The organism is Comamonas sp. FG99, assembly GCF_057808605.1.
In genome coordinates, this window is record NZ_JBMDII010000015.1 from 88,245 (window position 1) to 114,685 (window position 26,441).

At 67.8% G+C, this 26,441-nt stretch carries 27 protein-coding genes; 19 read left to right on the forward strand and 8 right to left on the reverse strand.

Annotation, left to right across the window (positions count from 1 at the left end):
• Positions 1 to 6 precede the first annotated feature (6 nt).
• The 8 genes from cofD to ACODRX_RS12280 all read left to right on the forward strand — a co-directional run bounded on the left by cofD (position 7) and on the right by ACODRX_RS12280 (position 7,041).
• Positions 7 to 999, forward strand: coding sequence for a 2-phospho-L-lactate transferase (gene cofD, locus ACODRX_RS12245; RefSeq protein ID WP_488871781.1), 993 nt, complete (start codon positions 7 to 9; stop codon positions 997 to 999).
• Positions 992 to 1,717 (forward strand): 2-phospho-L-lactate guanylyltransferase, encoded by a 726-nt coding sequence (gene cofC / locus ACODRX_RS12250; protein WP_488871782.1) that lies wholly within the window; start codon positions 992 to 994, stop codon positions 1,715 to 1,717. The genes cofD and cofC overlap by 8 nt, the downstream gene beginning before the upstream one ends.
• Positions 1,714 to 4,176, forward strand: coding sequence for a 5-amino-6-(D-ribitylamino)uracil--L-tyrosine 4-hydroxyphenyl transferase CofH (gene cofH, locus ACODRX_RS12255; RefSeq protein WP_488871783.1), 2,463 nt, complete (start codon positions 1,714 to 1,716; stop codon positions 4,174 to 4,176). The genes cofC and cofH overlap by 4 nt, the downstream gene beginning before the upstream one ends.
• Positions 4,173 to 4,835, forward strand: a complete 663-nt coding sequence (locus tag ACODRX_RS12260; RefSeq protein WP_488871784.1) for a nitroreductase family protein — start codon at positions 4,173 to 4,175, stop codon at positions 4,833 to 4,835. The genes cofH and ACODRX_RS12260 overlap by 4 nt, the downstream gene beginning before the upstream one ends.
• Positions 4,829 to 6,085, forward strand: coding sequence for a diaminopropionate ammonia-lyase (locus tag ACODRX_RS12265; protein WP_488871785.1), 1,257 nt, complete (start codon positions 4,829 to 4,831; stop codon positions 6,083 to 6,085). The genes ACODRX_RS12260 and ACODRX_RS12265 overlap by 7 nt, the downstream gene beginning before the upstream one ends.
• 118 nt (positions 6,086 to 6,203) lie before the next feature.
• Entirely contained in the window at positions 6,204 to 6,353 is a 150-nt protein-coding gene (locus ACODRX_RS12270) for a hypothetical protein (protein ID WP_488871786.1), read from the forward strand.
• 246 nt (positions 6,354 to 6,599) lie between these two features.
• Positions 6,600 to 6,728: a type II toxin-antitoxin system RelE family toxin gene (locus ACODRX_RS12275; RefSeq protein ID WP_488871787.1), complete on the forward strand. Its 129-nt coding sequence runs from the start codon at positions 6,600 to 6,602 to the stop codon at positions 6,726 to 6,728.
• Positions 6,712 to 7,041, forward strand: coding sequence for a helix-turn-helix domain-containing protein (locus ACODRX_RS12280; RefSeq protein WP_488871788.1), 330 nt, complete (start codon positions 6,712 to 6,714; stop codon positions 7,039 to 7,041). The genes ACODRX_RS12275 and ACODRX_RS12280 overlap by 17 nt, the downstream gene beginning before the upstream one ends.
• Positions 7,042 to 7,361: 320 nt before the next feature.
• On the opposite strand, the gene ACODRX_RS12285 is transcribed toward ACODRX_RS12280, so the two are convergent.
• From ACODRX_RS12285 to ACODRX_RS12305, 5 genes are all read right to left on the reverse strand, one after another.
• Positions 7,362 to 8,066, reverse strand: a complete 705-nt coding sequence (locus tag ACODRX_RS12285; RefSeq protein WP_488871789.1) for an ABC transporter ATP-binding protein — start codon at positions 8,064 to 8,066, stop codon at positions 7,362 to 7,364.
• Positions 8,059 to 8,847: an ABC transporter ATP-binding protein gene (locus tag ACODRX_RS12290; RefSeq protein ID WP_488871790.1), complete on the reverse strand. Its 789-nt coding sequence runs from the start codon at positions 8,845 to 8,847 to the stop codon at positions 8,059 to 8,061. Before ACODRX_RS12290 ends, ACODRX_RS12285 begins: the two co-directional genes overlap by 8 nt.
• Positions 8,844 to 9,923 (reverse strand): branched-chain amino acid ABC transporter permease, encoded by a 1,080-nt coding sequence (locus ACODRX_RS12295; RefSeq protein WP_488871791.1) that lies wholly within the window; start codon positions 9,921 to 9,923, stop codon positions 8,844 to 8,846. Before ACODRX_RS12295 ends, ACODRX_RS12290 begins: the two co-directional genes overlap by 4 nt.
• Positions 9,920 to 10,795, reverse strand: a complete 876-nt coding sequence (locus tag ACODRX_RS12300; RefSeq protein ID WP_488871792.1) for a branched-chain amino acid ABC transporter permease — start codon at positions 10,793 to 10,795, stop codon at positions 9,920 to 9,922. The genes ACODRX_RS12295 and ACODRX_RS12300 overlap by 4 nt, the downstream gene beginning before the upstream one ends.
• A gap of 79 nt (positions 10,796 to 10,874) precedes the next feature.
• Positions 10,875 to 12,071, reverse strand: coding sequence for an ABC transporter substrate-binding protein (locus tag ACODRX_RS12305; RefSeq protein ID WP_488871793.1), 1,197 nt, complete (start codon positions 12,069 to 12,071; stop codon positions 10,875 to 10,877).
• 240 nt (positions 12,072 to 12,311) lie between these two features.
• Between ACODRX_RS12305 and ACODRX_RS12310 the strand changes: the two genes are divergently transcribed.
• The 8 genes from ACODRX_RS12310 to ACODRX_RS12345 all read left to right on the forward strand — a co-directional run bounded on the left by ACODRX_RS12310 (position 12,312) and on the right by ACODRX_RS12345 (position 21,598).
• Positions 12,312 to 13,268, forward strand: coding sequence for a CoA transferase subunit A (locus ACODRX_RS12310; RefSeq protein WP_488871794.1), 957 nt, complete (start codon positions 12,312 to 12,314; stop codon positions 13,266 to 13,268).
• Positions 13,261 to 14,046: a CoA-transferase subunit beta gene (locus tag ACODRX_RS12315; protein WP_488871795.1), complete on the forward strand. Its 786-nt coding sequence runs from the start codon at positions 13,261 to 13,263 to the stop codon at positions 14,044 to 14,046. The genes ACODRX_RS12310 and ACODRX_RS12315 overlap by 8 nt, the downstream gene beginning before the upstream one ends.
• Positions 14,047 to 14,091: 45 nt before the next feature.
• Positions 14,092 to 15,063, forward strand: a complete 972-nt coding sequence (locus ACODRX_RS12320; RefSeq protein WP_488871796.1) for an LLM class flavin-dependent oxidoreductase — start codon at positions 14,092 to 14,094, stop codon at positions 15,061 to 15,063.
• Positions 15,064 to 15,138: 75 nt separating this feature from the next.
• The gene (locus tag ACODRX_RS12325; RefSeq protein WP_488871797.1) at positions 15,139 to 16,578 is read left to right on the forward strand and encodes an acyl-CoA carboxylase subunit beta; all 1,440 of its coding nucleotides are present in this window, start codon (positions 15,139 to 15,141) and stop codon (positions 16,576 to 16,578) included.
• Between the two features lie 96 nt (positions 16,579 to 16,674).
• Positions 16,675 to 18,666 (forward strand): acetyl-CoA carboxylase biotin carboxylase subunit, encoded by a 1,992-nt coding sequence (locus ACODRX_RS12330; protein WP_488871798.1) that lies wholly within the window; start codon positions 16,675 to 16,677, stop codon positions 18,664 to 18,666.
• A 16-nt stretch (positions 18,667 to 18,682) separates the two neighbouring features.
• A complete protein-coding gene (locus ACODRX_RS12335; RefSeq protein WP_488871799.1) occupies positions 18,683 to 19,819 on the forward strand; it encodes a Re/Si-specific NAD(P)(+) transhydrogenase subunit alpha in 1,137 nt (378 codons plus the stop codon).
• Between the two features lies 1 nt (position 19,820).
• A complete protein-coding gene (locus tag ACODRX_RS12340; protein WP_488871800.1) occupies positions 19,821 to 20,165 on the forward strand; it encodes an NAD(P) transhydrogenase subunit alpha part 2 in 345 nt (114 codons plus the stop codon).
• Positions 20,162 to 21,598, forward strand: a complete 1,437-nt coding sequence (locus tag ACODRX_RS12345; RefSeq protein WP_488871801.1) for an NAD(P)(+) transhydrogenase (Re/Si-specific) subunit beta — start codon at positions 20,162 to 20,164, stop codon at positions 21,596 to 21,598. Before ACODRX_RS12340 ends, ACODRX_RS12345 begins: the two co-directional genes overlap by 4 nt.
• Before the next feature lie 132 nt (positions 21,599 to 21,730).
• On the opposite strand, the gene ACODRX_RS12350 is transcribed toward ACODRX_RS12345, so the two are convergent.
• Together ACODRX_RS12350 and ACODRX_RS12355 are read right to left on the reverse strand one after the other, a co-directional pair.
• On the reverse strand, positions 21,731 to 22,369 hold the full coding sequence (locus ACODRX_RS12350; RefSeq protein ID WP_488871802.1) for a 3-oxoacid CoA-transferase subunit B: 639 nt from the start codon (positions 22,367 to 22,369) through the stop codon (positions 21,731 to 21,733).
• Positions 22,370 to 22,379: 10 nt separating this feature from the next.
• Positions 22,380 to 23,081 (reverse strand): CoA transferase subunit A, encoded by a 702-nt coding sequence (locus ACODRX_RS12355; protein WP_488871803.1) that lies wholly within the window; start codon positions 23,079 to 23,081, stop codon positions 22,380 to 22,382.
• Between the two features lie 88 nt (positions 23,082 to 23,169).
• On the opposite strand from ACODRX_RS12355, the gene ACODRX_RS12360 reads away from it, so the two are divergent.
• Positions 23,170 to 23,739: a PAS domain-containing protein gene (locus ACODRX_RS12360; RefSeq protein ID WP_488871804.1), complete on the forward strand. Its 570-nt coding sequence runs from the start codon at positions 23,170 to 23,172 to the stop codon at positions 23,737 to 23,739.
• 15 nt (positions 23,740 to 23,754) lie between these two features.
• On the opposite strand, the gene ACODRX_RS12365 is transcribed toward ACODRX_RS12360, so the two are convergent.
• Positions 23,755 to 24,183, reverse strand: a complete 429-nt coding sequence (locus ACODRX_RS12365; RefSeq protein ID WP_488871805.1) for an Lrp/AsnC family transcriptional regulator — start codon at positions 24,181 to 24,183, stop codon at positions 23,755 to 23,757.
• A 127-nt stretch (positions 24,184 to 24,310) separates the two neighbouring features.
• Between ACODRX_RS12365 and ocd the strand changes: the two genes are divergently transcribed.
• Both ocd and rocF read left to right on the forward strand, forming a co-directional pair.
• Complete coding sequence (gene ocd / locus ACODRX_RS12370) at positions 24,311 to 25,417, forward strand: ornithine cyclodeaminase (RefSeq protein WP_488871806.1); 1,107 nt, start codon at positions 24,311 to 24,313, stop codon at positions 25,415 to 25,417.
• 1 nt (position 25,418) lies between these two features.
• Entirely contained in the window at positions 25,419 to 26,366 is a 948-nt protein-coding gene (gene rocF / locus ACODRX_RS12375; protein ID WP_488871807.1) for an arginase, read from the forward strand.
• Positions 26,367 to 26,441: the final 75 nt, after the last annotated feature.

Consider the following 26,441-nt stretch of genomic DNA (forward strand, 5'->3'; position numbering starts at 1 on the left):
CAGACCATGCGTGCAAAAACCTCTCCCTCATCCGGCACCCCCCATGTGCTTGCCCTGTGCGGCGGCGTCGGCGGCGCAAAGCTGGCCTGGGGCTTCGAGCAGCTCTTGCGCGCCGGGGCCATAGGCAAGCTGCACGTCACCGTCAACACGGGAGACGACTTCGAGCACCTGGGCCTGCACATCGCGCCCGATCTCGACAGCGTGCTCTACGCACTGGCAGACCTGAACGATCCCGTGCGCGGCTGGGGCCGACAGGGCGAAACCTGGAACTTCATGGCCGCGCTGTCCTCCTGGGGCGGCGAGGATTGGTTCGCGCTCGGCGACCACGATCTTGCCCTGCACGTGGAGCGCACGCGCCGCCTGCGTGCCGGCGAAACCCTGGCGCGGGTGACGGCGGACCTGGCGCGGCGCGCCGGCGTACAGGCCACGCTGCTGCCCATGAGCGAGCAGCCGGTGCGCACCGTGGTGCATACGGTCCTGGGCGAGTTGCCCTTTCAGCACTACTTCGTGCGCCATGGTTGCAAGCCGGCCATCACGGGCGTGTCCTTCGCGGGCGCGGACAAAGCCCTGCCGCATGTTGAGCTGCTCGCAGCACTGGCAGACCCGGCACTGGCCCTGGTGGTGATCTGCCCCTCCAACCCCCTGCTGAGCATTGATCCCATGCTGGCCCTGCCCGGCCTGCGCACTGCGCTGCGCAACAGCCACGCACCCGTGGTGGCGGTGTCGCCGCTGATTGGCGGGCAGGCGGTCAAGGGCCCCACTGTCAAGATGCTGCAGGAACTAGGGCGCAGCGTGGACAACCGGACCGTGGCTGCGCACTATGCCGGCCTCATTGACGGCCTGGTGGTGGACCATGCCGATGTGGACCAAGCCCACGACCTGGGCGTGTCCGTGCGAGTTGCCGCCACGCTGATGGACAGTCCCGAGTCCAAGATCACGCTAGCGCAGACCGTCATCGGCTTCGCTCGGTCACTGGCACTCAGGAGATGCCATGCATGAAGCCGGACTGTGGGCGGTCGTACCCGTCAAGCCGCTGGCGCTGGCCAAGCAAAGGCTGGCGCCGCTGCTCGGCGCCGGCGAGCGCTCGGCCCTCGCCGAAGCCATGCTGCGCGACGTGCTGGCTGCACTGGCCGGCCATCCGCAACTGGGCGGAATGCTGGTCGTCAGCAGCGACCCCTGCGCCCAGGCGCTGGCACGCGCCGCGGGCGCCGTGGTTCTCGACGACAGCCCCGCAGCCGGCCTGCTGCCTGCGCTGCGCCGAGCCGCACGCACTCTCTGCGACGCCGGCCGGCAAAGCATGCTGGTGCTGCCTGCGGACCTGCCGGGCCTCACGGGCAACGACCTCGCACAGCTGGTGCAAGTCCACCGCCGGCACCGCGGCACACGCGGCGCCACCCTGGTGGCAGCCAGCCACGACGGCGGCACCAATGCGCTGGCCTGCTCGCCCCCCGACGCGCTGCCCCTGTGCTACGGGCCCGACAGCTTCCGCCGGCATGTGCTGGCCGCCCGCGCCCTCGGACTCGGACCGCGACTGCTGAACCTGCCGCGCCTGGCCCGCGACATCGACCGCCCGGCCGACCTGCAGGCCTTCATGGCGCTGCCTGGCGCGGCTTGCACCCACACCTATGCCTGGCTGCAGGCCAGCGGCGTGGCGCGGCGGCTGCAAGCGCCGGCCGCAAGCCTTCCCCATTCTTCACGAGCGAGTGCCACACCATGATCCCATCCCAGTCTCTGCTCCCCGCCCTGCCCCAGCCGCACGAGCGCATGGACGATGCCGATGCCTACCGCCTCGCCGAGCACGGCGCCTCGGCGCTGATGGCCGCAGCCGCCGCGCGGCGCGACAGCGCGCATGGCCATGTGGTCAGCTACTCGCGCAAGGTCTTCATCCCGCTGACCCAGCTGTGCCGCGACGTATGCCACTACTGCACCTTCGCCCAGGCGCCGCGCCGCATCCCGGCCCCCTATCTGCCGTTGGAAGAGGTGCTGCGCATCGCGCGCGCCGGCGCGGCGGCCGGCTGCAAGGAGGCGCTGTTCACGCTGGGCGACAAGCCAGAGGCACGCTACCAGGTGGCACGCGAGGCGCTGCAGCGCATGGGCCATGCCACCACCCTCGACTACCTGGCCGAGGCCGCGCGCGCCGTCCACGTGGAAACCGGCCTGCTGCCGCACCTGAACCCCGGCCTGATGGACGCAAACAGCCTCGCCGCCCTGCGCCCTGTATCGGTCTCCCAGGGCATCATGCTGGAGAGCAGCGCCGAGCGGCTGTGCGCGCGCGGCGGCCCGCATTTCGGCTCGCCCGACAAGCTGCCGGCCGCGCGCCTCGAGACCATCCGCCTGGCGGGCGCGGCCCAGGTGCCCTTCACCTCGGGCATCCTGATCGGCATTGGCGAGTCGCGCGCCGAGCGCATCCACGCACTGTTGGCGCTGCGCGCGCTGCACGAGCAGCACGGCCACCTGCAGGAAATCATCGTCCAGAATTTCCGCCCCAAGGCCGGCACCCTGATGGCCGAAGCGCAGGCGCCATCGCTGGAGGAGCACCTGTGGACCATCGCGGCGGCACGGCTGCTCTTCGGTGCCGAGATGAACATCCAGGCGCCGCCCAACCTGCGGCCCGGCGCGCTGGCGCCGCTGGTGGACGCAGGCATCAACGACTGGGGCGGCGTCTCCCCCGTCACGCCCGACCACGTGAACCCCGAGGCGCCCTGGCCGCACCTGGACGCGCTGGCCCGCGCCACGCGCGCGGCCGGCAAGGAACTGACCGAGCGCCTGGCCCTGTACCCGGCCTATGCGCGCGACGGCCAGCGCTGGCTCGACGCCGGCCTGCGCACGGCCGTGCTGCGCGCGATGGACAGCGACGGCTTCGCGCGCACCGACGGCTGGACGCCCGGCGCACAGGAGCCGCCGCCGGCCCACGACCTGCAACTGGCCGCAGCGGCCCCGGCCACCCCGACCGTGAGCGGCAGCGCCATCGATGGCATTCTGCGCCGCGCCCAGGCAGGCCAGACGCTCACCGAGGCCGACATCGTGCGGCTGTTTCGCGCGCGTGGCGCCGAATTCAGCGCGGTCTGCGCCGCGGCCGACGCGCTGCGCGCCCAGGTCAACGGCGACGTGGTCAGCTTCGTCGTCAACCGCAACATCAACTACACCAACATCTGCGGCTACCGCTGCCAGTTCTGCGCCTTCGCCAAGGGCAAGGGCAGCGAGGACCTGCGCGGCAAGCCCTATGACCTGCCGCTGGCCGAGATCCGCCAGCGCGTGCGCGAGGCCTGGGACCGCGGCGCCACCGAGGTCTGCATGCAGGGCGGCATCCACCCGGCCTACACCGGCGCCACCTACCTGGAGATCTGCGCGGCCGTGAAGGCCGAGGCGCCTGGCATGCATGTGCATGCCTTCTCGCCGCTGGAGGTCTGGCAGGGCGCGGCCACGCTGGGCCTGCCGCTGGCCGAGTACCTGGCACGGCTCAAGGACGCCGGCCTGTCCACCCTGCCCGGCACGGCGGCCGAGATCCTGGACGACGAGGTGCGCCAGGTGATCTGCCACGACAAGCTCGACACTGCCCAGTGGCTGCAGGTCATGCGCACGGCGCACGGCCTGGGCCTGCGCAGCACGGCGACCATCATGTTCGGCCATGTCGAGCGGCTGGAGCACTGGGCCCGGCACTTGCTGCGGCTGCGCGCGCTGCAGGCCGAGACCGGCGGCTTCACCGAGTTCGTGCCATTGCCCTTCGTGCACATGGAGTCGCCCATCTACCGCAAGGGGCACGCGCGCCGTGGCCCCAGCTTCCGCGAGTCCGTGCTCATGCACGCGGTCGCGCGCCTGGCGCTGCACCCGCTGATTCCCAACATCCAGGCATCGTGGGTCAAGCTCGGGGCCGAAGGCGTCAAGGCCTGCCTGAACGCGGGCGTGAACGACATGGGCGGCACGCTGATGAACGAGACGATCTCCCGCTCCGCGGGCGCCGCCCATGGGCAGGAAATGACGGCCCAGGACATGGAGGCCCTGCTGCACGCCATGGGCCGCACCCCGCGCCAGCGCACCACCGCCTATGGCGCGCCCGATGCCGAGGCCATGGCGCGCGCGCGCCAGCCGCGCGCCCCGCTGCCGCCCGTGCGCATCGACTTCCCCGCCGGCCAGGGCCTGGCGCGCGCCACCCGCGTGGCTGCGTGCACGCCATGAGCGCCGCAGCGAACGGCGCCCCTCAGGGTTCCGGCCTGCCGGGTGCCTCCGCCTGGCTGGGCCGGCGCTCGGTGCGCCGCTACCTGCCGCGCCCCATCTCGCCCGAGGTGATAGACACCCTGCTGCGAGCAGCGGGCAGCGCACCCTCGGCCCATAACCGCCAGCCCTGGCGCTTCGCCGTGCTGCACCAGTGCGCGCCGCAGGCGGCCCTGGCCGAGGCCATGGGCCAGCGCCTGCGACGCGACCGCCAGAGCGACCGCGACAGCGAAGCCGATATCGAGGCCGACGTACGCCGCTCGCGCGAGCGCATCACCGGAGCGGCGGCCGTGATCGTCGTGTGCCTGACCATGAAGGACATGGACTGCTACCCGGATCCCATGCGCGCCCGCAACGAACACCAGATGGCGGTGCAAAGCACGGCCATGGCCGGGCAGAACCTGCTGCTGGCGGCGCACGCCGCGGGCCTGGGCGCCTGCTGGCTCTGCGCGCCGCTGTTCTGCCCCGATGTGGTCCGCGGCGCACTCGGGCTGCCCGCGCACTGGGAGCCGCAGGGCCTGGTCACGCTCGGCTATCCGGCCAATGCCGGCAAGCCCTTCGTGCGCCGCCCGCTGCACGACATCGCCCAATTCATCACTACTGCAGGAGACAGAGCATGCTGATCGAGAACCCGCGCGCCATGCGCCTTGCCTATGGCGCAGACTTGCACGCCATCATGAACATCGCCAGTGCCCTGGAAAGCCGGCGCTGGCTGGCCTGCTGGCCACAGCTTTCGCCCACGGCCACACCGCTGCGCCCGCTGCCGGCGCTGGCCCGCGCCTTGGGGCTGGCCCAGGTCGACATCAAGGATGAATCCTCGCGCGCGATCCTGGGCAGCTTCAAGGCCCTGGGCGCGCCCATCGCCCTGATCCGCCTGATCCAGCGCCACTTTCCAGCCGCGGGCTTCAGCGCCGCCGAGCTGTTCACGGGGCGCCATGCCGCGCGGCTGGCGGACTTCAGCGTGATCTCGGCCACCGATGGCAACCATGGCCGCGCGCTGGCGGCAGCCGCGCACGACATCGGCTGCCGCTGCGTCATCGTGCTGCACAAGAACGTCAGCCTGGAGCGCGAGCAGGCCATCGCCGCGCACGGCGCGCACATCGTGCGCATCGAGGGCAACTACGATGCCTCGGTCGAGGAGGCCGCGCGCCTGGCTGGCGCCAATGGCTGGCACGTGGTCTCCGACACCTCCTACGAGGGCTACGAGGAGATCCCGCGCGACGTGATGCAGGGCTACGGCACCATCGTGGCCGAGATCCTGGAGCAGCGCGGCGCGGCCGCGGACGGCAGCGGCGCGCCCAGCCCCCCCTGCCCCTATACCCATGTGTTCCTGCAGGGTGGCGTGGGCGGCCTCGCAGCCGGCATCGCCAGCTACCTGTGGGAGCAGCATGGCAGCCAGCGCCCCACCCTCGTCGTGGTCGAGCCGCGGCAGGCCGACTGCCTCTACCAGAGCGCGCTCGCGGGCCAGGCCGCACGGGCGACCGGATCGGTCGATTCGGTCATGGCGGGACTGGCCTGCGGCGAGACCTCGCCGCTGGCATGGCGCTTCCTGCAAGCCTGCGTGGACTTCTTCCTGACCGTCGAAGACCGGGAGGCCGTATCGGCCATGCGCCGGCTGGCGCAGGTGGAAGGCGCCAATGGCGACATCCCCGTGGTCAGCGGCGAATCCGGCGCCGCGGGGCTGGCCGGCCTGATCCACCTGGCAGGAGATTCCGCCTTGCGCGCCCAGACCGGGCTGGGCGCGCAGGCGCGCGTGCTGCTCATCAGCACCGAGGGTGCGACCGCCCCTTCCGTCTATCGCGAGCTGGTGGGCAAGAGCGCCCAGGACATCCTGGCTGCGCAGAAGTCCTGGAAGGGGGAAGGCGCCGCCTGAGGGGCTTCACTGCTGCCCATGCCGCAGCGCCCTCAGTGGCTGGCAACGCCACTGAGGGACGACTCCGTTGATTAGAAATTTCCCCAAAAATCTAATACAAATCTTATAATTCAAGCCAATGAACACGATCGCCTGGCAAACCAAGGCTCTGCGGCAGATGCGCAAGATTCCCGCACAAGCGGGCCAGGCCATCCGCCAGGCCGTCACCGCCGAGTTGTCGGATCTGAACCATGCCCGCAATGTGAAGAAGCTGTCGGGCCATGACTAGGGCGTGTCATCAATCAAATTCCCCCGGCGCTGGCTCGGCCATGCGGATGGATGCGCGAAGCGCGGCGCAGCCCATAGCCATCTATGGGCCAGCCGTGCGACAAAGCAGACGCCGCATGGCCGAGCAGCCCGAAGGGAAAGCCGTGCGGGCGGCGCATTGCGGCGTTGCCCCTCGCTCATGTAGCTGGCTACACCGCGCTCAGGGCGCCTTGCACTGCACCGCCCGCACGGCTTTCGCCGGGGGGATTTGATTGATGACACGCCCTACAGTTACCGCCTGCGCGTTGGCGCTTACCGCGTGTTTTTTGAGTTTGACGGAGCGATCCGCATCGTCACCATTGAAGAAGTGAAGAAGCGCGATGAACAAACCTATTGATTTCCAAACCATCCTCGCGGCGGATGGTCGTCCCGCCTTCGTCGTCATGCCTTACGACGTGTTCATCAAACACTTCGAGCAGGCGAACGACCTCGTGCCTGATGCCGTCGTCAAGCTGGTGTTCGACGAGGGGATGGCGCCCGCGAAAGCCTGGCGTACCCATCTGAAACTGACCCAGGCCGATGTAGCGCAGCGCATCGGCATCAGCCAAAGCGCCTATGCCCAACTCGAAGCCAGCACCAAACCGCGCAAGTCCTCGCGCGAAAAGATCGCGGCTGCGCTGCGCATCCATCCGGAACAGCTCGACTTCTGAGCCTGCCCGCCCCTGTTCCTTGGGGAAGCGGCAGTGGTGAATGCCGCAGAAACGGAAATACAGGCATCCGATCTGGCCCGCTCGAGAACGAAAAAGGGAGCGCATTTCGCGCTCCTTTTTCATCGCCGGGCCGCCCCAAGATGAAAAGCGCCCCCTCGGGGGGCAGCGGCTACACGCAGTGAGCAAGCGTGGGGGTCATTTTTCATCGCCGGGCCGCCCCAAGATGAAAAGCGCCCCCTCGGGGGCCGCGGCTACACGCAGTGAGCAAGCTTGGGGGCCATTTTTCATGGTTTCGGGTCATGCCCCTTCGAGGCAGGACCTCACCCACCCAGATAAGCCTTGCGCACGTGCGGATCGCTGATCAGCTCGGCCCCCGTGCCCTGCAAAGTCATGGTGCCCGACTCGTAGAGGTAGGCGCGGTCGCACATGTCCAGTGCGGCATAGGCGTTCTGTTCCACCATGAGCACGGTGGCGCCGTCGGCGCGCACGCGCTGTATGACCTCGAAGGTCTTTTCCACGATGTTGGGCGCCAGGCCCAGCGAAGGCTCGTCGAACAGAACCAGCCTGGGCCGCGACATCAGTGCGCGGCCGATGGCCAGCATCTGCTGCTCGCCGCCCGACAGCGTGCCGGCCATCTGCTGGCGCCGCTCGTGCAGCTTGGGGAAGCTGTCGAAGATGCGCTGCATGTCCTGGGCGGTGCCGGCCTTGTCGCGGCGGCGGAAAGCGCCAAGCTCAAGATTCTCCTGGATGGTCATCTGCGGAAACACGCGCCGCCCCTCGGGGCAGTGCGCTATTCCCAGCGACAGGATGCGCTGCGGCGTGGCGCGCGTGATGTCCACGCCCTCGAACACAATCGAGCCCGAAGACGGCGGCAGCAACCCCGAGATGGCCTTGAGCGTGGACGATTTGCCCGCGCCGTTGGCGCCGATGATGGTCACGAACTCGCCCCGGTCCACGCGCAGCGACACCTTCTTGACCGCCTCCACCTTGCCGTAGCGGCACACAATTCCGCTGATTTCAAGCATGCTTGATCCCCTGCCCAAGGTAGGCTCGGATCACCTCGGGGTTGGCCTGGATCTGCGCAGGCGTGCCATCGGCGATGATTTTTCCATAGTTGAGCACCACGATGCGGTCGGACACACCCATGACCAGCGGCATGTCGTGCTCGACCAGCAGCAGGCTGATGCCCCCCCGGCGGATCTTGGCCAGCAGGTCCATGAACTCCGCCGTCTCGGAAGGGTTCATGCCCGCAGCCGGCTCGTCCAGCAGCAGCAGCCGGGGCCGCGCCGCCAGCGCCACAGCCACGCCCAGCAGCCGCTGCGCGCCGTAGGGCAGCGCACCGCCCAGTTCGTTGGCATGGTGCGCAATACCCACAAAGTCCAGTACTTCCCAGACCGCCTCGCGCAGCCGGGCTTCCTCGCGGCGCATGGCCGGCAGCGCCAGCAGCGTGGACCAGGCGGAGGCCCGCCCCGAAAGGTGCAGGCCCGTGAGCACGTTCTCGAACACGGTGTTCGTGGTGAACAGGCTGGTACGCTGGAAAGTGCGCACCAGGCCCTCGCCGGCCACCTCGTGCGGCTTGAGTCGGTGCAGCGCGGTGCCGCCGAAGTGCACCTGCCCCTTGGTCGGGCGCATGAAGCCCGTGATGACGTTGAAGGCCGTGGTCTTGCCGGCCCCGTTGGGGCCGATCAGGCTGACGAGCTCACCCTCCTTCACGTCGAAGCTCATGTCCGAAATGGCCACGAGGCCGCCGAAATGCACGGCCACGCGGTCGACGGACAGCAGTGCCGGCGTCTTGGCGGCGCTCATGTCGGGCTCCCGGCACGCCGCGTCGCAACCGCGGCGGCGCAAGCTTGGCCGCCCACCGGCTGCGGACGCACATGGCACGGCGTACTGCGCATCCTGCGGTGCCACCAGCCGGAGACGGCGGGCACGATGCCGCGCGGCAGGAAGAACACGACCAGCACCATCGCAACCCCATAGACGATCCACTGGGCCTCTGGAGCAGCCACGGCACGCAGCCCCACGGGCAATGCACCGAAGATCACGCCGCCGACGATGGGCCCGGCCAGCGTGCCCTTGCCGCCAGTCACCACCATGATCACCATGGTCACCGTGTAGATGAAGAGGAAGATGTCTGGGTCGATGATGCGGATGTAGTGGGCGTACAGTGCGCCCGCGGCACCGGCGAGCGCTGCCGAAGCCACGGCGGCGAACACCAGGTAGCGCGTCACATCGATGCCCACCGAAGTGGCCAGCGACTCGTTCTCGCGCAGCGCGACCATGGCTCGGCCCATGCGTGAATGCACGATGCGGCGAATCAGCAGGTAGGACAGCACTCCCAGGCCCAGCACCAGGTAGTAGTTGGGCACCTTGGACCAGAACTCGGCCTCACCGAAGATGGGCAGGCGGTAGCCCAGCGGCGGAATATTGCTCAGCGCCAGCGGGCCCTGCGTGAGGTCCACCCAGTTGAGCGCCACCAGGCGGGTGACCTCCGCGAAGCTGATGGTCACGATCACGAAATAGGCGCCGCGGATCTTGAACGACAGCCGCCCCACGACCCAGCCGCAGACGCCGGCCAGCACAGTCCCCACCAGCACCCCGGCCACGGGAGGCCAGGGTGTGTGGACGATGCGACCGTCGCCCCAGAATACGGGAATGTCGAAGCCCAGCGAACTCAGCGCACTCGCATAGGCGCCGATGCCGAAGAATGCGATATGGCCCAGGCTCAGCTGGCCTGTATAACCCAGCAGCAGGTTCAGGCTCATGGCACCCACGATGAAGATGCCGGTGGTGATGATGATGTGCAGGTAATACTGATCCGTCATCCACCAGGGCACGGACAGGAGCGCCGCGAGCAGCGCAAGCGTGGCGATGGTTTTCATCCGATTCTCTCCCCGCGTACGCGGAACAGGCCCGTAGGTTTGAACATCAGCACCAGGATGATGAGGATGAACCCCATCGCATCACGGTAGCCGGACGAGATGTAGCCGGAACCAAGCTCCTCGGCGAAAGCCAGGATGAAGCCGCCGATGGTGGCGCCCTGGATACTGCCCAAGCCACCCAGGATCACGATGGCGAAGGCCTTTTGCGCGGCCACGTTGCCCATGGTCGTGGTGACCACGAACACCGGCCCCATCAACGCGCCGGCAGCCGCCGCCAGGCCCGAGCCAAGCGCAAAGGTCGCGGTGTAGATGGCGTTGACGTTGATGCCCATCAGCGAAGCCGTCTCACGGTCCTGGAAGGTGGCGCGCATGGCCTTGCCCAGCGGCGTTCGGTGGATCAGCAGATAGACGGCGAGGATCAGGCCCAGCGCCGCGGCCAGCACGAAGACGCGCAGCCATGACAGCGACACGGGCCCGATATTCAGCGGCTCGGCCGGGAACGGCGTGGGCACGGATTTCGCCACGCCTCCCCATACCAGCAGCGCAAGGTTCTGCAATGCGATCCAGCAGCCGATCATGACCACCATGGTGGAGTCGATGTCGGCGCCGCGCATCCGCCGCAGCACCAGGCGCTCGAGCACGGCGCCCAGCAAAATCCCCAGCGTGACGGAGATGACCAGGGCCGCGAAGAAATTCAGGCCCAGGCTGGAGGTGAAGAAGTAGGCCATGAAGCCACCGAACGCATAGAGCTCACCATGCGTGAAGTTGACGATCTTCATGATCCCGAGGATCAAGGTGAGGCCGATCCCCAAGAGAGCATAAGTGCCCCCGAGGATCAGCGCATTGGCAATGTGCTGGCTGAGTTGGTCCACTGGAGTTCCTGGCAGGCTGTAAGGTGATGGGAAAGCGCCAGGCGGCTGCGCCGTGCAGCGGCGCTGCCGCCGGCAGGCCCTACTTGAGCATCGTGATCTTCCCGTCGTCGATCTTCACGAGGTGAACCTGCGGCGTGCTCTGGCCGCTCTCCTTTGCGGCCTGCCCGGTCTTGGCGAAGACGATCTTGCCGGTCAGGCCGGTGAGCTGCACCTGCCACAGCGCGGCGCGGATCTTCTCCGGGTCGGCGGCGCCCGCCTTCTCGATGGCTGCGGCGATCGCCATGATGCCATCGTAGCCGCGCGCACCCTCGGTCATGCCAGTCGGATCGTAGCCACGCTTGCCCCATTCGGCGACAAAGCTGCGCATCACGGCCTCGTTGGCCGCCATCTCCGGGAACCATGGCAGGAAGATGACGCTGTGGATGGTCCCGTTGGCCGCCGCCCCTGCCTGCGCGATGAGCTGGTCGGGATTCTGCGATCCGCCCGTGGTGACGATCAGGCGCTTGAGACCCAGAGCCTGGGCCTGCTTGAGCACCAGCGTCAGCTGCTCGACCGCGGTGGTGACGAACAACGTATCGGCATCCGAGGACTTGATGCGCGAGAGCTGCGCCGACATATCCTGCGCGGCTGCATCCATCAGCTCGACGCGGCCAACACTGGCGCCTCGGGATTTGAGCATGCTGCCGAAGGCCTCGGCCGCGCCACGCCCCCAGTCGTTGTTGACGACCAGGAAATCGGCCTTGCGGATCTTCAGCGGCTCCACATGGCGCGCGAAGCTCGCCGCTTCCATGCCGCTGGTCGGGCTGATGCGGAACACAAAGGGATTGCCGAGCTGGGTGATCTTGTCGGCACTGGCCGTCTCCACCAGCATTGGCACCTTGTATTCCATCAGCTTTGGCATCACGGCCAGCGTGTAGGTGGAGCTCCAGGCCCCCATGATGACGGGCACCTTGTCCCGCACGATGAGCTTTTCGGCCGCATTCGCAGCCTCGGTGGGGTTGCTCTTGTTGTCTTCTATCACCAAGTTGAGGCGGTGCCCGCCAACACCGCCGCGCGCGTTGATTTCGTCGGCCGCGATCCGCGCGCCATTGGTGACGAAGTTGCCCGATGCCGCAACCGCACCGGTCAACGGCTGATTCACGCCGACGTTGATGGCGCTGTTTTGCGCAAGCGCCGACATGCCCCACGCCATGGCGATGCCGACGGCAGCACCTCTTGCCCATTTCTGCTTCATACGCTGGTCTCCTTGGTTGTCGAATGTCGCGGCGACCGTCATGCTGCGGTCTTGCCTTGCCTATTCTTTCTAATATTGGTACAACTATAAGACCATCTCATAGAATTAATTATCGGGTTTTCCTGTAGCCGATTATTTTTCTTGAAATGCTAAGATACTAACAATAGAACAACCATCAAACAATCAAATCAAGTAATCAGACCATGTGCGTGCAGCCCAGGCGGCATGGGCGCATTGGTGCAATAGGCATGCCGCTGGCCCAGCGGCGAACAAGGAGGCCCTATGGAGGTAAAACCGTATCTGGAGCTGCGCGCCGATCTCGCCCGGCGTGACCGCAGCCTGCGTGAAAAAGTGATGACGCTGGAGCAGGCGGCCGCGCTGGTCAACGATGGCGACAAGGTCGGCATTGGCGGCAGCACGCTGTCGCGCACACCGATGGCCATGATCTGGCAGCTCATCCGCGCGGGCAAGAAACACCTGGACGTCTCGCGCAGCATCGTCTCCAGCGAGGGCGACCTGCTGTTCGCCTCGGGTATCTGCGACCGCATCCAGACCAGCTGGTTCAGCCAGGGCATCGTCTGGGGCATCTCCAAGGTGATGCGCCACTATGTGGAGAGCGGGCAGACGCGCTACGACGAATGGAGCCACCTGGCCATGGGCCTGCGCTTTCGCGCCGGCGCCATGGGCGTGCCCTACCTGCCGATGCGGCCCATGCTGGGCTCCGACGTGCTGCGCATGCGCCCCGAGGCCCTGGCCACCAAGTGCCCGTTCACGGACGAGGACCTGCTGCTGGTGCCGGCACTGAACCCCGACGTCGCACTGATCCATGTGCAGCGCTGCGATGCCTATGGCAATGCGCAGCTCGACGGCCTGAGCTTCATGGACATCGACCTGGCGCTGGCCGCCAATCGCGTGATCCTGACGACCGAGCGCATCGTCTCCAACGACCAGATCCGCCGCAACCCGGACCAGACCAAGATCCCTTTCATCGCCGTCGATGCCGTGGTCGAGGTGCCCTATGGCTGCGCGCCGCACGAATGCACCAACGTCTACGAGCCGCTGTTCTCGCACCTGGACGCCTACACGGCCCAGGTCAACGCGGACCCCGTGGCCGGCATGCAGGCCTATCTGCAGCGCTATGTGCGCGAGCCAGCCTCGTGGACCGACTACCTGGCCCTGCTGGGTCTGGAGGAACTATTGGACGCCGCGCGCCGCGGCAGGAGCATGCTCAATGACTGACACCGCAACCTCCAACGCTGGCGACTGCAGCGCCAGCGAACTGCTCGCCGTGATGGCCTCGCGCCTGCTCCAGGAAGGACAGGTCGTGTTCGCCGGCGTCGGCGTGCCCCTGCTGGCCGCCACCCTGGCCCAGGGCCTGCACTGCCCCGGCCTGACCATATTGTTCGAGGGCGGCGTGCTCGGCCCCATCATCAGGCCCGGCCAGCTGCCGCCCTCGACCAACGAGCAGCGCTGCACCAAGCGCGCCAACATGGTGATGAGCAGCACCGAGGTCCTGCTGCTGCTGCAGCGCGGCCATGTGGACGTGGGCTTCATGGGCGGGGCGCAGATCGACAAGTACGGCAACCTCAACTCTTCGTACATCGGCGACCCCGCCAACCCCAAGACCCGCCTGCCGGGCACCGGCGGCGGCAACGACATCTCCAGCCTGACCCACATGATCGTGGCCATGAAGCATGAGCGCCGCCGCTTCGTGGACAAGGTGGACTTCATCACCAGCCCGGGCTTTCTGGACGGCGGCAACACGCGGCGCGAACGCGGCCTGCCCGCGGGCGGCATGTTCCGCGTGGTGACCGACCTGGGCATCTTCGGCTTCGACGAGACCACGCGGCACATGAAGATCGTCGCCCTGCACCAGGGCGTGACGCTGGAGCGCGTGCAGGACAACACGGGTTTCACGCTGCTGCACGACGAGCGCATCCCCATCACCGTCCCGCCCGGCGAGCGCGAGCTGAATGCTCTGCGCACGCTGGATCCCGACCGCCTGTACATCGCTTGACGAGCCGCAGGCCCCCTCTTCCCCCCTATACCGAATGGAGAGCACATGAGCACACTGCACGGAACCTTTGGCATCGCAGCCCGCAACTTCACGGCCTTCCCCCAGATGCCCGACGCCGGGGCGCTGGTGGAATATGGCGTCCGCATGGAGGAGCTGGGCTTCGACTCGATCTGGGTCTGGGACCACATCTTCCTCGGCGTGGACCCGCACTTTCCCATCATCGACTCGCTGACCCTGCTGACCGCCATCGCGGCGCGCACCAAGAAGATCAAGCTGTCCACCGGCATCCTGGTGCTGCCGCTGCGCAACCCGGTCATTCTGGCCAAGCAGATCTCCAGCATGGACCAGCTCTCCAACGGCCGCATGCTGATGGCCATGGCCGCCGGCTGGTACAAGCGCGAGTTCGACGCGGTGGGCGTGCCCTATGAGCAGCGCGGCAAGATCATGGGCGACAACATCGAGATCATGAAGCGCCTGTGGACCGAGGACATGGTCAACGGCGAATGGGGCAACCACAAGATCCCGGCCGGCGTGATGTTCCCCAAGCCCGTGCAAAAGCCCTGCCCGCTGCTGATCGGCGGCTATGCCGACCGCGTGCTCAAGCGCGCTGCGGTCGAAGGCGACGGCTGGCTGACCTATTTCTACAAGCCCGACGCCTTCGTCGAATCCTGGGCCAAGGTCTGCGCCTACGCGGCCGAGGCCGGCAGGGATCCCGCGACGCTGATGAACGGCAACCAGCTGCCCATCATGGTCGGCGCCTCGTGCGCCGCGGTCGAGGAAACCATGATGCAGTGGCTCAACGTGGACTTCGACATTGCCCAGGGCAGCAAATCCACCATGGACAGCGCCATCATGGGCAATGTGGACGAATGCGTGGCCCAGCTCAAGGAACATATCGACGCGGGTGTGCAAAAGCTCGTCTTCGTGCCCTACAAGTACGAGATGGAGCAGATCGAGATCATCGCCCGGGAAATCGTTCCCCGCCTGCGCGCCTACGCGGCCGAAAAGCAGCGCTGACGCACCGGCCGTGCCCCGCCCGGGGGGGGCCGGGCGCACCGCTCCCATGTTTCCGACCAGTTGGAGTTGCCCCCCATGTCCACCCCTGTTCCCGGCCCGGCGCAGCACCAGGCCGACGCCCGGCACGCACGCGGCCGCCTTAGCGCGCGCGAACGCCTGGCGCTGCTGCTCGACCCCGGGTCCATGACCGAACTGGCCGCAGGCGCTGTGCCAGACGCCCTGGGCGATGGCGTCATCACCGCCCAGGGGCGCATCGCGGGGCGTAGCGTCTGCGTCTTCGCCAAGGACTTCACCACCGCCCGGGGCACGCTGGGCGAAGTGCATGCACGCAAGATCCTGCGGCTGCAGGAGCAGGCACTGCGCATCCGCGCGCCGCTGATCGGCCTGTATGACACGGCCGGCCTGCGGCTGGAAGCAGGCCTGGGTGCCCTCACAGGCTTTGGCGCGATCGCCCGCTGCACTGCGCGGGCCCAGGGCGAGATTCCCCAGCTGGCCGTGGTGATGGGCGAATGTCCTGGCGCCGATGCCGTGCTGGCCGCGCTTGCCGACTTCGTGCTGATGGCCGGCGACGACAGCGCGCTCTACCTGAGCGGCCCACAGCCCCTGCTGGCGGCCACGCGCGCAGAAGCCACGACGGCCGCGCTCGGCGGCCCCGGCATGCATGCCGGCGAATCCGGCCTGGCCGATGCCGTCTGCGGCGATGACGTACAGGTGCTGCTCAAAGTGCGGCGCATGTTTTCCTTCCTGCCGGAATGCCGGCGCGGCGCCTGGCGCAGCGATGCCGCGCCCTGGCCCTGCCTGGACGATGCCACGCGCGAGGCTCCCGCCCTGGAGACACTGATCCCCGAACAGCCCGAGGCGGGCTATGACGTTCGGGAAGTGATCCGCGAAATCGCCGACGGCGGCGATTTCATGGAACTGCAATCCGCGTACGCGGCCAACCTCGTGATCGGCTTCGTGCGCCTGGACGGACGCAGTGTCGGCGTGGTGGCCAATCAATCCCTGGCGCTCGCGGGCGTATTCGATGCTGCGGCCGCACGCAAGGCCGCGCGCTTCGTGCGCTGGTGCAATGCCTTTGCGGTGCCGCTGCTCAACCTGGTGGACACTCCGGGCTTTCTACCCGGCGTCCAGCAGGAGCGCGCGGGGATTGCCCGCGACGCCGCCGAGCTGCTGGCGGCGCAGGCACGCGCGGGCGTGCCCGTGGTCACGGTGGTGCTGCGGCGTGCCTTCGGCGCAGCCGGAATGCTCATGGGCGCGCGCGCCCTGGGTGCCGACCTCGTCTATGCCTGGCCCCAGGCCCGGATCGGCCTCATCGGCACGCCGGGCGCCGTGGCCCTGGGCGCTTCCGAGGCCGAGGCAGCGCGGTCGCTGGAGCCCGCCGCCGTCGCCGCCATGGGGGAGGTGGACGCCGTCATCGCGCCACGCAGCACACGCCCGTGCGTCATCCGTGCGCTGTCCCAGCTGGCCGAGAGGAACTATCTGCAAGGGGAGTGGGCATGTTCACCAAGATATTGATCGCGAATCGCGGAGAAAACGGCCGCGCAGCGGGTGTTTCAACAAATTGCATGGCACGCGCAGCGTGTGCAGGCGGTTTCTCCGCGAGGGCACAGCATGTTTGAGAAGATCCTGATTGCGAATCGCGGAGAAATCGCCTGCCGCATCATCAAAACGGCGCGGCGCATGGGCATACGCACCGTGGCCGTCCATTCCGACGCCGATGCACGCGCGCTGCACGTACGCATGGCCGACGAAGCCGTGCGCGTGGGGCCCGCGCCAGCCGCTGAGTCTTACCTGGCCATCGAGCGCATTGTCGAGGCCTGCCGGCAGACCGGCGCCCAGGCCGTGCACCCGGGTTATGGCTTCCTGTCCGAGCGCGCAGCCTTCGCGCGCGCGCTGCAGGAAGCGGGCATCGCCTTCATCGGCCCCAATCCCGAGGCCATGGAGGCCATGGGCGACAAGATCGAATCCAAGAAATGCGCGCGCGCGGCCCAGGTATCCACCGTGCCGGGCCACCTGGGCGTGATCCGCGACACGGAGCATGCCGTTCAGATCGCCGACGAGATCGGCTATCCGGTCATGATCAAGGCCTCGGCCGGCGGCGGCGGCAAAGGCATGCGCATCGCACATTCGGCCGCTGAAGTCGCTGACGGCTTCGCGCGCTCGCGCTCGGAAGCCGCATCTTCCTTTGGCGACGACCGTGTGTTCATCGAGAAGTTCATCGTCCAGCCGCGCCACATCGAGATCCAGGTCCTGGGCGACAAGCACGGCAATATCGTCTACCTGGGCGAGCGCGAATGCTCGATCCAGCGGCGCAACCAGAAAGTGATCGAAGAGGCGCCCTCGCCACTGCTGGATGCGGATACCCGCCAGCGCATGGGCGAGCAGGCCGTGGCGCTGGCGCGCGCCGTGCACTACGACTCGGCCGGCACCGTCGAATTCGTCTGCGGCCAGGACAAGTCTTTCTACTTCCTGGAGATGAACACGCGGCTGCAGGTCGAGCACCCGGTCACGGAGCTCGTCACCGGCATCGATCTCGTAGAACAAATGATCCGCATCGCGGCCGGCGAGCCGCTGCCGATGCGCCAGGAAGATGTCCACCTGTCGGGCTGGGCCGTCGAGTCACGTGTCTACGCCGAAGACCCGGCGCGCGGCTTCCTGCCCTCCACAGGCCGGCTCACCACCTACCGGCCACCGGCCGAGCGCGTGCACGACGGCGTGACCGTGCGCAACGACACCGGCGTGTTCGAGGGCGGGGAAATCCCCATCCACTACGACCCCATGATCGCCAAGCTGGTCACGCACGCGCCCACGCGCGAGCAAGCCATCGCGGCCCAGGCACAGGCGCTGGATGCCTTTGCCATCGAAGGCATCGCACACAACCTGCCCTTCCTCTCGGCGCTGATGCGCCACCCGCGCTGGCGCGAAGGACGCCTGTCCACCGCCTTCATCGCCGAGGAATTCCAGGGCAACTTCGCACCGCGCGCGCCCGAGGCGCAGGACGCCTTACGGCTGGCGGCCGTGGCCGCCGCCATGGATGCACTGACCTGGCCGCGCGGGGGTGATGCATGCCTCGCAGCGCGTGAACGCAAAGTGCTGCTGGGTGGGCAGGTCCACGCCCTGACCGTCGAGCGCGTTCCGGGCGCCTGGCGCGTGCGCGACCATGCCACGAGGCAAACTGCCTGCGTGCGCTCCGACTGGACGCCAGGCCGACCCACCTGGCAGGGCAGTGTTGATGGCGAAGCGATGGCCGTGCAGGTGCGCCGCATTCCGCCCGAAGGCGAGGCTGGCTGGCTGCTCACGCATGCCGGCCTGCAGGCCAGCGCCCGCGTGCTGAGCCCGCTGGAGGCCAAGATGCTGGCCCTGATGCCGGTGCGCCAAAGCGCGCCAACCGGCATGCAGCTGCGCAGCCCCATGCCGGCCAAGGTGCTCGCCGTAATGGCCGAGGAAGGCCGCAGCGTTGCCGCGGGCGAAGTGCTGTGCATCGTCGAAGCCATGAAGATGGAAGTCAGCCTGTGCGCCGAGACGCCGGCCACCGTGGTCCGCGTCGTGGCCCAGGCCGGCGATGTGCTGGCGCTGGACGCCGTCATCCTCGAATTCGCCTGACCCAAGGAGACCTTATATGTTGATAGGTGTGCCTGCCGAGACCATGGCAGGAGAAACCCGGGTGGCCGCGACCCCCGAGACCGTCAAGAAGCTGCGCGCGCAAGGCCATGTGCTGCGCGTGCAGGCGGGGGCGGGAGTGGCGGCCAGCGTGCCCGATGCCTTGTACGAGGCAGCGGGCGCGGAGATCGTCGAGGCGGCCGGCGCCCTGGGCGCCGACCTGGTGCTCAAGGTCCGCATCCCTTCGGAGGACGAGTTGGCCGGCATCCGCAAGGGCGCGACCCTGGTCGGCATGCTGGACCCGTTCCAGCCCGCAGGCCTGCAGCGCCTGGCCGATGCGGGCGTGACGGCCTATGCGCTGGAGGCGGCGCCGCGCACCACGCGTGCGCAGAGCATGGACGTGCTGTCCAGCCAGGCCAATATCGCCGGCTACAAGGCCATGATGATTGCGGCCAACCAGTACCAGCGCTTCTTTCCCATGTTGATGACGGCGGCCGGCACGGTAAAGGCCGCGCGCGTCGTGGTGCTGGGCGTGGGCGTGGCGGGCCTGCAGGCCATTGCCACGGCCAAGCGCCTGGGCGCCGTGATCGAGGCCAGCGATGTGCGGCCCAGCGTGCGCGAGCAGGTCGAATCCCTGGGCGGCAAGTTCATCGACGTGCCCTACGAGACGGCCGAGGAAAAGGAAGCCGCCGAAGGCGTGGGCGGCTACGCACGCCCCATGCCGCAAAGCTGGCTGGACCGCCAGAAGGCCGAGGTGGCCAAGCGCGTGGCCCAGGCCGACGTGGTCATCACCACGGCGCTGATCCCCGGCCGGCCCGCGCCCGTGCTGGTCACGGCCGAGATGGTGCAGGCCATGAAGCCCGGCGCCGTCATCGTGGACCTGGCGGCAGGACGCGGGGCCCAGGGCGGCGGCAACTGCCCGCTGACCCAGGCCGGCATGACCGTGGTCACGCATGGCGTGACCATCGTGGGCCTGACCAACCTGGCGGCGCTGGTGGCGGCCGATGCCTCGGCCCTGTATGCACGCAACGTGCTCGATTTTCTGAAGCTCATCATCAACAAGGATGGCGCCCTGCATGTGGACATGGAGGATGACATCGTGGCCGCGTGCCTGATGGTCCATGAAGGCCAACTGACCGTAACGCGGAGGAAATGACATGGAAGCCGTATCCCCCACCATCATCCATCTCATCATCTTCGTGCTGGCCATCTACGTGGGCTACCACGTGGTCTGGACCGTCACGCCCGCGCTGCACACGCCGCTGATGGCGGTGACCAATGCCATCTCGGCCATCGTCATCGTCGGCGCCATGCTGGCGGCGGCGCTCACGGAAACGGGCCTGGGCAAGACCATGGGCGTGCTGGCCGTGGCGCTGGCCGCGGTCAACGTGTTCGGCGGCTTCCTGGTCACGCGGCGCATGCTGGAGATGTTCCGCAAGAAGGAGCGCAAGAGCGCTCCGGCCAAGGAGGGCAAGGACGCCAAGGCGGGGGGCCAGCCATGAGCATGAATCTCGTCACATTGCTCTACCTGGTGGCCAGCGTCTGCTTCATCCAGGCGCTCAAGGGGCTGTCGCATCCCACCACGTCCATCCGCGGCAACCTGTTCGGCATGGCCGGCATGGTGATCGCCGTGCTGACCACGGCGGCGCTCATCGTGCAGTTGGCGGGCGGGATCGCGGGCGGTGGTGCCCTGGGCCTGGGCTGGGTGCTGCTGGGCCTGCTGGTCGGCGGCACGGCCGGCGCCGTCATGGCCCAGCGCGTGGAAATGACCAAGATGCCTGAATTGGTCGCCTTCATGCACAGCATGATCGGCCTGGCGGCCGTGTTCATCGCCGTCGCCGCCGTGGCCGAGCCCTGGGCCTTTGCCATCACGGCCAAGGGCGGCACCATCCCGGGCGGCAACCGCGTGGAACTGGCGCTGGGCGCCTTCATCGGCGCCGTCACCTTCACCGGCTCGGTGATCGCCTTCGGCAAGCTCAGCGGCAAATACAGGTTCCGCCTGTTCCAGGGCGCGCCCGTGCAGTTCAAGGGCCAGCATGCGCTCAACGCCGTGCTGGGCCTGGCCGCGGCCTTCTTCGTCTTCGGCTTCTGGCACAGCCAAAGCTGGATGGACATCGTGCTGGTCATCGCCCTGGGACTGCTGCTGGGCGTGCTGCTCATCATCCCCATCGGCGGCGCGGACATGCCGGTGGTCGTGTCCATGCTCAACAGCTACTCGGGCTGGGCGGCGGCGGGCATCGGCTTCTCGCTGAACAACAGCATGCTGATCATCGCGGGCTCGCTGGTGGGCAGCTCGGGCGCCATCCTGAGCTACATCATGTGCAAGGCCATGAACCGCTCGTTCTTCAGCGTGATCCTGGGCGGCTTCGGCGGCGAGGCCGCCAGCGCGGCGGCGGGCTCCCAGCAGCAGCGCAACGTGAAAAGCGGCAGCCCCGACGATGCGGCCTTCGTCCTGGGCAATGCCGAGACCGTGGTCATCGTGCCCGGCTACGGCCTGGCCGTGGCGCGTGCGCAGCATGCGGTCAAGGAACTGGCCGACAAGCTCACCGAGCGGGGAGTGACCGTGAAATACGCCATCCACCCGGTGGCGGGCCGCATGCCGGGGCACATGAACGTGCTGCTGGCCGAGGCCGAAGTGCCCTACGACCAGGTCTTCGAGATGGAGGACATCAACAGCGAGTTCGGCCAGGCCGACGTGGCCATCATCCTGGGCGCCAACGACGTGGTGAACCCGGCCGCGCACGTCAAGGGCAGCCCCATCTACGGCATGCCCATCCTGGAGGCCTACAAGGCCAAGACCGTGATCGTCAACAAGCGCTCCATGGCCGCCGGCTATGCGGGCCTGGACAACGAGCTGTTCTACATGGACAAGACCATGATGGTCTTCGGCGACGCCAAGAAGGTGGTGGAGGACATGGGCAAGGCGCTGGAGTGAAATGTAGCTCCCCACGCTCCCCAGTGCGTTGGGTCGCTGCCCCTCCAAGAGGGGCGCTTTTCACCTTGGGGCGGCCCGGCGGTGAAAAAACGCAGCCCAAGGCTGCGTTCCTGCTGCGGGGCAAAACCGGGCTCAGCGCACCAGCGTCGCGCCCGTCTTGGATTGCACTTCGTCGAAGCTCACGCCGTCGGCCAGTTCGATCACCTTCAGGCCCTGCTCGGTCACGTCGAACACGCCCAGGTCGGTGATGATGCGGTCGACCACGCCCACGCCGGTCAGCGGCAGCGTGCAGCTGGGCAGGATCTTCAGGTCGGTGGTGCCGTCCTTCTTCTTGGCCACATGCTCCATCAGCACGATCACGCGCTTGACGCCGGCCACCAGGTCCATCGCGCCGCCCATGCCCTTGACCATCTTGCCCGGAATCATCCAGTTGGCCAGGTCGCCCTTTTCGGACACCTGCATGGCGCCCAGGATGGACAGGTTGATCTTGCCGCCGCGGATCATCGCGAACGACTGGTCCGAGCCGAAGATGGACGAGCCCGGCAGCGTGGTCACGGTCTGCTTGCCGGCATTGATCAGGTCGGCGTCGATTTCGTCCTCGGTCGGGAACGGGCCGATGCCCAGCATGCCGTTCTCGGACTGCAGCCACACCTGCTTGTCGCCAGTATGGTTGGCCACCAGCGTGGGGATGCCGATGCCGAGATTGACGTAGAAACCGTCTTCGAGTTCTTGCGCCGCGCGCGCGGCCATCTGGTCTTGGGTCCAAGGCATGTCGGGCTCCTTATTTCTTCTCAGTGATCGTGCGCTTCTCGATGCGCTTTTCCGGGGCCTTGTTCAGCACCAGGCGGTGCACATAGATGCCAGGCAGGTGGATCTCGTCGGGCTTGAGCTGGCCCAGCTCCACGATTTCCTCCACCTCGACGATGCACAGCTTGCCGCAGGTGGCCGCCGCCGGGTTGAAGTTGCGCGCCGTCAGGCGAAACTGCAGGTTGCCCGAGGTGTCGGCGCGCCAGGCCTTGACCAGCGACACATCGGCCACGATGGAGCGCTCCATCACATAGGTCTCGCCGTCGAATTCGCGCGTTTCCTTGCCCTCGGCCACCAACGTGCCGACACCGGTCTTGGTGAAGAAGGCGGGGATGCCCGCGCCGCCGGCGCGCATCTTCTCGGCCAGCGTGCCCTGGGGCGTGAACTCCAGCTCCAGCTCGCCCGCCAGGTACTGGCGCTCGAATTCCTTGTTCTCGCCCACGTACGAGGCAATCATCTTCTTGATCTGGCGGGTGTCGAGCAGCTTGCCGAGGCCGAAACCGTCGACGCCGGCGTTGTTCGAGGCCACCGTCAGGTTCTTGGCGCCGCTGGCCACCAGCGCGTCGATCAGCGCTTCGGGAATGCCGCACAGGCCAAAGCCGCCGACGGCCAGCAATTGGTTGTCGGCCACGACGCCCTTCAAGGCTTCTGCCGCGCTCGGATAAATCTTGCTCACATTTGTCTCCTGAAAGAGATTGCCGCTTCGAAGTCCGATAGGATACTACGTATTAACATACGTAGTATTTCGTAAAGACAAGCACTATATGAACACAGCGGACCTGGACTATGCCCAAGCCTTCCACATGGCGCCGGTGGGCCTGGTCGTCTCGCGGCGGCGGGTGATGGTCGATTGCAACGAGCAGGTCTGCGCCATGTTCGGCACTTCGCGCGAGCTGATGGTGGGCCAGTCCTTCATGATGCTCTACCCCAGCGCCGACGAGTACGAGCGCCTGGGCCGGCGCATCGCGCCCATCTTGAATGCACACGGTCTGTATTCGGACAACCGCATCATGAAGCGCGCCAACGGCGAGATGTTCTGGTGCCATGTGATGGGCCGGGCCTTCAACCGCGCCGACCCGCACGAGGGCGGCATCTGGAGCTTCGAGGACCTGAGCGCGCTGCGCCCGGTGCGCGCCGAGCTCACGCCGCGCGAGCGCGAGGTGGCCGCGCGGCTGCTCGAAGGCATGACTTCCAAGGAGATCGGCCGCAGCCTCGACATCAGCCACCGCACGGTGGAGATCTACCGCACCCGGTTGATGCGCAAGTACGCCGCCGCCTCGTCCGCCGACCTGGTGCAGAAGCTGCTGGCGGGCACGGCGACGCAGCTGGCATAGCTGGCGTGGGCCGTGTCAGCCCTCCGCCCGGAAAGTCTCCAGGTGGATGCTGGTCTCGGTATTGCTGATGCCCTTGATCAGGCGGATGCGCTCCAGCACGCGCGACAGCTCCTCCAGGCTTGCCACCTGCAGCTCGGCCAGCAGGTCCCAGCGGCCGTTGGTGCTGTGCAGCGAGGCCACGCCGGGCTCGCCCAGCAGCTGCACCATGATGCGGCGCGTGTCGTTGCCCTCGATCGCGATGCTCATCCAGGCGCGCAGCAGGTCGCTCTGGGCATCGGGGCGCAGGCGCACGGTGTAGCCGACCACCACCCCCGCCTGCTCCAGCCGCGCCAGCCGGTTGGCGACCGTGCCGCGCGACACGCCCAGCCGCGCGGCCAGCGTGGCCACGCTTTCGCGCGCGTTCTGCCGCAGCAGGGCGATCAGGGCATGGTCTACATTGTCCATTTGCTCAACCTCGGCTGGCATTTTGCCAAATTATTGGCGATTTCGATGCATTTCTGCCGCTAGGCATTCAAGCTGCCATGCGCGACACTGGCTGCAGCGACAACACAAGATACCGCAGGAGCCCACCATGCAGGCCATACCGCTGAGCACACCAACGAGCCATTCTTGCGCCATCGACTACCTGAGCACCCCGGCCGCCGCGTGCCTGGTGGCCGAGGTGGGCCTGGTCGAATGCCTGCGCGGCATGGTGCAGGCGCTGGAGCAGGATTTCGCCCGCTGGAACGATTTCGACAAGACCGCTCGGCTGGCCCAGCACACGCCCCATGGGGTGATCGAGCTGATGCCGGTGGCCGATGCCCGGCACTATGCGTTCAAGTACGTCAACGGCCACCCGCGCAACACCAGCGCCGGCATTCCCACCATCATGGCCTTCGGCGCCCTCGCCCGCATGGACACCGGCGCCCCCACCTTCCTCAGCGAGCTGACGCTGACCACCGCGCTGCGCACCGCCGCCACCTCGGTCATGGCCGCCAAGCGGCTGGCGCGCGCCGCCAGCACCACCATGGCGCTGATCGGCAATGGCTCGCAAAGCGAATTCCAGGCGCTGGGCTTCGCCGGCCTGCTGGGCATACGCAAGCTGCGCCTGTTCGACATCGACCCCGCCGCCACGCGCAAGCTGGTGCACAACCTGCGGGATGCGCCGCTGGAGCTGGCCTGCTGCGCCAGCGCCGAAGAGGCGGTGCACGGCGCCGACATCGTGACCACCGTGACCGCCGACAAGACCAATGCCACCATCTTGCGCGCCGCCATGCTGCGGCCCGGCATGCACCTGAACGCGGTGGGCGGCGACTGCCCCGGCAAGACCGAGCTGGAGGCGGCGGTGCTCGAACGGGCGCGCGTGTTCGTCGAGTTCGAGCCGCAGACCCGCATCGAGGGCGAGCTGCAGCAGATGCCGGCGGACTTCGCGGTCACCGAAATCTGGCGCGTGCTCGCCGGGCAGGCGCCGGGCCGCCGCGATGCCGGCGAGATCACGCTGTTCGACTCGGTGGGCTTTGCGCTCGAAGACTATTCGGCCATGCGCCACATGCAGGCGCTGGCGCGCGAACATGGGCTGCTGCAGGGGCTGCGCCTCATACCCGAGCTGGCTGATCCCAAGGACTTGTACGGCCTGGTGCGCGGCGCGGGCGCCGTAGCGACGGCCCTGGCGCCGGCAGCCCGGCAAAGGCAGGCCTGAGATGGGCACGCCTGCCGCCATCACCCTCATCGGCGTGCCCACCGACATCGGCGCCAGCCGCCTGGGCGCGGCCATGGGGCCCGACGCGCTGCGCGTGGCCCAGCTCGGCCCCGCGCTGGCCCGGCTGGGCTGCGAGGTGCACGACAGCGGCAACCTGGCCGGCCCGCCCAACCTGCGCCGCGAGCGCGATGCGGCCAGCGGCCTGCGCAACTACGCAGAGGCCCTGGCCTGGAGCCGCTCAGTGCACCACGCAGTGCATGGCGCACTCTCGGCCGGCCGCCTGCCGCTGATGCTGGGCGGCGACCACAGCCTGGCGGTGGGCTCGATCAGCGCGGTGGCGCGCCACTGCCGCGCAGCCGGCAAAGAGCTGCGCGTGCTGTGGCTCGATGCCCATGCCGACTTCAACACGCCCGCCACCTCGCCCAGCGGCAATGTGCACGGCATTCCGGTGGCCAGCCTGTGCGGCCTGGGGCCGGCCGAACTGGCGGGCCTGGCCGGCTTCGCGCCGGCGCTGGCCCGGCAATCGCTGTGCCAGATCGGCCTGCGCAGCGTGGACGAGCAGGAAAAACAGCTGATCAAGACCCACGACATCGAGGTCTACGACATGCGCGCGGTCGACGAGCTGGGCATGCGCGAGGTGATGGCGCGCGCGCTGGCGCCGCTGGCCGGCGCCTGCGCCGCTCACACGCACCTGCATGTAAGCTTCGACGTGGATTTTCTCGACCCCGAGATCGCGCCCGGCACCGGCACCACGGTGCGCGGTGGCCCCAACTACCGCGAGGCCCAGTTGTGCATGGAGATGATCGCCGACACCGGCCTGCTCGGCTCGCTCGACATCGTGGAGCTGAACCCCGCGCTGGATGTGCGCAACCAGACCGCCGAGCTGGTGGTCGACCTGGTGCAGAGCCTGTTCGGCAAGAGCACCCTGGTCCAGCCACTGCGGCGCTGAACCCCGCGCCTTTGCGCAAGCGCAAAGCGGCTCGATGGCTATCGCCGAGTTGAGGAATCCCAATCGCCAAAACCT